The sequence below is a fragment of the uncultured Arenimonas sp. genome, assembly GCF_963976025.1.
In the GTDB taxonomy this organism is placed as follows: domain Bacteria; phylum Pseudomonadota; class Gammaproteobacteria; order Xanthomonadales; family Xanthomonadaceae; genus Arenimonas.
Map to the genome: position 1 here is coordinate 1 of NZ_CAXBJS010000235.1, position 3,463 is coordinate 3,463.

Below are 3,463 nucleotides of genomic sequence, written 5' to 3' on the forward strand. Positions count from 1 at the left end.
GGCGGTGGTGGACTGGGAGCTGAGCACCCTGGGCCACCCGCTGGCCGACCTGGGCTATTTCTGCATGGCGCTGCGCCTGCCGCGCAATCCTGCCCTGCCCGGCCTGGCCGGCATGGACCGCGCGGCGCTGGGCATTCCCGAAGAATCGGCACTGCTGCAGCGCTACTGCGAACTCAGCGGCCAGCCGGTGCCGGCCGACTGGCCCTTCGTGCTCGCCTTCAGCTTTTTCCGCCTCGCCGCCATCGCCCAGGGCGTGGCCAAACGCGCCCAACAGGGCAACGCCTCCAGCGAACAGGCCGCCCAGGCCGGGCAGATGACCGCCCTGCTCGCCAAACTCGGCGTCAAGGCACTGCAGGCCTAGGGGTTCGTTTCCGCCCAGGCGTGGATGTGGCGCGCCATTTCGTTCAGGCCGTCGGTCAGGGCGGCGGGGCCGGGCTGGAGGATGATCGGGGACTTGATCTCGTGCAGTTGGCCATCGCGCACGGCCGGCACGTTCTCCCAGCCCGGGCGCTCGGCGACCTTGCGGGGCTGGAATTTCTTGCCGCACCAGGAGCCGAAGACGATGTCGGGCGCACGCGCGATGATCTGTTCGTCGTCGGCCAGGATGCGGTGTTTGGCCAGCGACTGCGCCGCCAGTTCCGGGAAGATGTCGTCGCCGCCGGCGATGCGAACCAGCTCGGCCACCCAGCGGATGCCACTGATGCGCGGCTCGTCCCACTCCTCGAAATACACCTTCGGCCGGCGCGGCAGGGTTTCCGCCTGCGCCGCCACCGCATCGATGCCGGCCTGCAGCCTTTCCGCATAGGCCTTTGCCGCGTCGGCCGCGCCGACCATCGCGCCCAGACGGCGCACGTAGTCGATGATGCCGTCGACGCTGCGGTGGTTGCTTATCCAGACCTCGACGCCCTGGCGGATCAGTTCCGCGGCGATGTCGGCCTGGATGTCGGAAAAACCGATCACCAGGTCCGGGTGCAGCTTCAGGATTTCGCCGACCTTGGCGCTGGTGAAGGCGCTGACTTTCGGTTTTTCCTTGCGCGCCCGCGCCGGCCGTACCGTGAAACCGCTGATGCCGACGATGCGGTCCTGCTCGCCCAGGGCGTACAGGACTTCGGTGGGCTCCTCGGTGAGGCAGACGATGCGGCGCGGACCGGTGCTCACGGGTACAGCAGCCGCTTGGTCCAGGCTTCGCCGATGCGTTCGTAGTGGTGGCGTTCGTGCAGGCGGTAGCGCGCGCCGTACCAGAACTCGATGCGCTCGGGCACCACGCGGAAACCCGACCAGTGCGGGGGACGCGGCACGTCGCCGCCCTCGAACTTTTTCTCGAACGCCGCCACGCGTGCCTCGAAGGTTTCCCGCGACGGCATGGTCTGCGACTGCAGCGACGCCCAGGCGCCAATCTGGCTGGGCCGCGGCCGGCTGGCGAAGTAGGCATCGGCCTCGGCCAGGGCCACCGGCTCCACCGTGCCCTCGACCTTCACCTGCACCTGGTCGCGCAGGGTTTTCCACAACAGCAGGAGGGCCGCGTTCGGGTTCTGCGTCAGCTGCTGGCCCTTGCGGCTGTCGAAGTTGGTGTAGAAGACGAAGCCGCGCGCGTCGAAGGCCTTGAGCAGCACCGTGCGCGCCGACGGCCGGCCTTCGGCGTCGGCCGTGGCCAGGGTCATCGCGGTCGGCTCGGGGTCACCGGCTTCGGTGGCTTCGGCCAGCAGCGTGGTGAAGGTGGCCATGGCCTCGGCCAGCAGCGGGTCGGTGGCGGTCTGTTTTGCGTCGGTCATCTTGGGTTCCTCGGGCTTGGCGTATTGTCGCGCCGATGAGCCCCCCTTCCCAGCCCACCGACGGCCACCATCACGCCGACTTCATCGCGGCGCGCCTGGCCGACGGCCTCGCCCTGCCCGGGCGCGTGCCCGTTTATGGCCTGACCGGGCTTCAGGGCACGGGCAAGTCCACCCTGGCCGCCGACATGGCCGCGATGGCGCGCCGGCGCGGCCTGCCGGTGGTCGTGCTGTCGATCGACGACTTCTACCTGGGCCGGCGCGAACGCCAGCGCCTGGCCCGCCAGGTGCACCCGCTGCTGGCCACGCGCGGCCCGCCGGGCAGCCACGACCTGGCCCTGCTGGTGGAAACCCTGGACGGCCTGCGCGCCGGCCAGCGGGTGCCGCTGCCACGTTTCGACAAGATCGCCGACCGCCGCCTGCCGCCCTCGCGCTGGCCGCGGGCGCCGGCGGGCGCCAGGCTGGTGGTGTTCGAAGGCTGGTTCCACAAGGTGCCGGCCGAAGACGAAGCGGCGCTGGCGGAACCGGTCAATGCGCTCGAGCGCGACGAAGATCCCGACGGCAGCTGGCGCCGCTACTGCAACCAGGCGCTGGCCGATTACGGCCCTGCCTGGGAGCGCATCGACCACCTGGCCTGGCTGCGCGGCCCGGGATTCGAGGTGGTGCCGGAATGGCGCTGGCAGCAGGAATGCACGCTGCAGGCCGCCAACCCGGGACGCCGCGCGATGACGCGGGCCCAGGTCGAACGGTTCGTACTGTTTTTCGAGCGGGTCAGCCGGCAGGCGCTACGCACGCTGCCGGCCATCGCGGACGAGCTGTTCACGCTCGACGCCGCACGTCGCCCGGTCAGCTGACGACAAAACTCACGCGCATGTTCACGCGCCACTCGGTGATGCTGCCATCGTCGCTGGTGATGACCTTGATCTCGTTCACCCAGGCGCCCTTGATGCCCTTGACGGTGCTGGCGACCTTCTTGAGACCGGTTTGCACGGCATCCTCGACGCTCTTGGCGGAAGACGACGAGACTTCGATCACTTTGGTTACGGTACCCATGGTGCTTCTCCTCTCATATGAGTGAAACGCCCTCATCAGGCCCGGCCGACTATACCCCCGGCCCGAGTAACGGCCGGTAACCCGACCGATAGTCCGGGTACGCCGGCTGCCAACCCGTGGCGCGCAGCGCCGCATTGCGCACGCGGCGGCCCTGGGTGGGCCCTTCGGCGGGCGCCTCAACCGGCAATTGCCCGGCCGTTTCCCGCAGCCAGGCAAGCACGTCGGTATCGAGCGCCGGCAGATCGTCGCTGCCCAGGTACAGCGGTGCGGGGTTTTCCAGGGCCAGCAGGTGCGCCAGGGCGCCGGCGGCGTCCTGAACGTGGATGCGGTTGCCCCAGCGCCGGCTGCCGGGATCGCCGGTCAGCGCGCGCCGTATCAGGGAGGTGCGGCCGGGGCCGTAGAGCCCGGACAAGCGCAGCGTGATGGCGCCGGCGCGGCCGTCGAGCAGGCGTTCGGCCTGGCGCAGCACCCGGCCATTGAAGGCCACGGGGCTGGCCGGCGTCTGTTCGTCCACCCATTCGCCGCGGTGTTCGCCGTAAACGGCGGTGGACGATACGAACACGATGCGCGGCGCCTCGCACGCCGCCATCAGGCGGGCCAGGCCGTCCACGTACAGCGCCCGGTAGGCGGTTTCGTCACGC

At 70.0% G+C, this 3,463-nt stretch carries 5 protein-coding genes and 1 pseudogene; 2 read left to right on the forward strand and 4 right to left on the reverse strand.

Annotated features, from left to right (window positions below):
• Positions 1 to 361: pseudogene (locus AACZ35_RS13340) on the forward strand (hypothetical protein); the annotation flags it as partial.
• Here AACZ35_RS13340 and AACZ35_RS13345 read toward each other — a convergent pair.
• Positions 358 to 1,158: an ABC transporter substrate-binding protein gene (locus AACZ35_RS13345; RefSeq protein WP_339830109.1), complete on the reverse strand. Its 801-nt coding sequence runs from the start codon at positions 1,156 to 1,158 to the stop codon at positions 358 to 360. The pseudogene AACZ35_RS13340 and the gene AACZ35_RS13345 sit on opposite strands and share 4 nt — an antisense overlap.
• Positions 1,155 to 1,772 (reverse strand): pyridoxamine 5'-phosphate oxidase, encoded by a 618-nt coding sequence (pdxH, locus tag AACZ35_RS13350; RefSeq protein WP_339830111.1) that lies wholly within the window; start codon positions 1,770 to 1,772, stop codon positions 1,155 to 1,157. Before pdxH ends, AACZ35_RS13345 begins: the two co-directional genes overlap by 4 nt.
• A gap of 35 nt (positions 1,773 to 1,807) precedes the next feature.
• Between pdxH and AACZ35_RS13355 the strand changes: the two genes are divergently transcribed.
• Positions 1,808 to 2,623, forward strand: a complete 816-nt coding sequence (locus AACZ35_RS13355; protein WP_339830113.1) for a kinase — start codon at positions 1,808 to 1,810, stop codon at positions 2,621 to 2,623.
• On the opposite strand, the gene AACZ35_RS13360 is transcribed toward AACZ35_RS13355, so the two are convergent.
• Together AACZ35_RS13360 and AACZ35_RS13365 are read right to left on the reverse strand one after the other, a co-directional pair.
• Entirely contained in the window at positions 2,616 to 2,822 is a 207-nt protein-coding gene (locus AACZ35_RS13360; RefSeq protein ID WP_339830115.1) for a dodecin family protein, read from the reverse strand. The genes AACZ35_RS13355 and AACZ35_RS13360 overlap by 8 nt on opposite strands.
• 49 nt (positions 2,823 to 2,871) lie before the next feature.
• Positions 2,872 to 3,463 (reverse strand): NAD-dependent epimerase/dehydratase family protein (locus AACZ35_RS13365; protein ID WP_339830117.1); only part of this gene is annotated, 592 nt, incomplete at its 5' end.

Bases quoted from the DNA above. Each gene is read 5' to 3' on its own strand.
- AACZ35_RS13355 (WP_339830113.1), top strand. From the start codon at position 1,808: ATGAGCCCCCCTTCCCAGCCCACCGACGGCCACCATCACGCCGACTTC.
- AACZ35_RS13360 (WP_339830115.1), bottom strand. From the start codon at position 2,822: ATGGGTACCGTAACCAAAGTGATCGAAGTCTCGTCGTCTTCCGCCAAG.
- pdxH (WP_339830111.1), bottom strand. From the start codon at position 1,772: ATGACCGACGCAAAACAGACCGCCACCGACCCGCTGCTGGCCGAGGCC.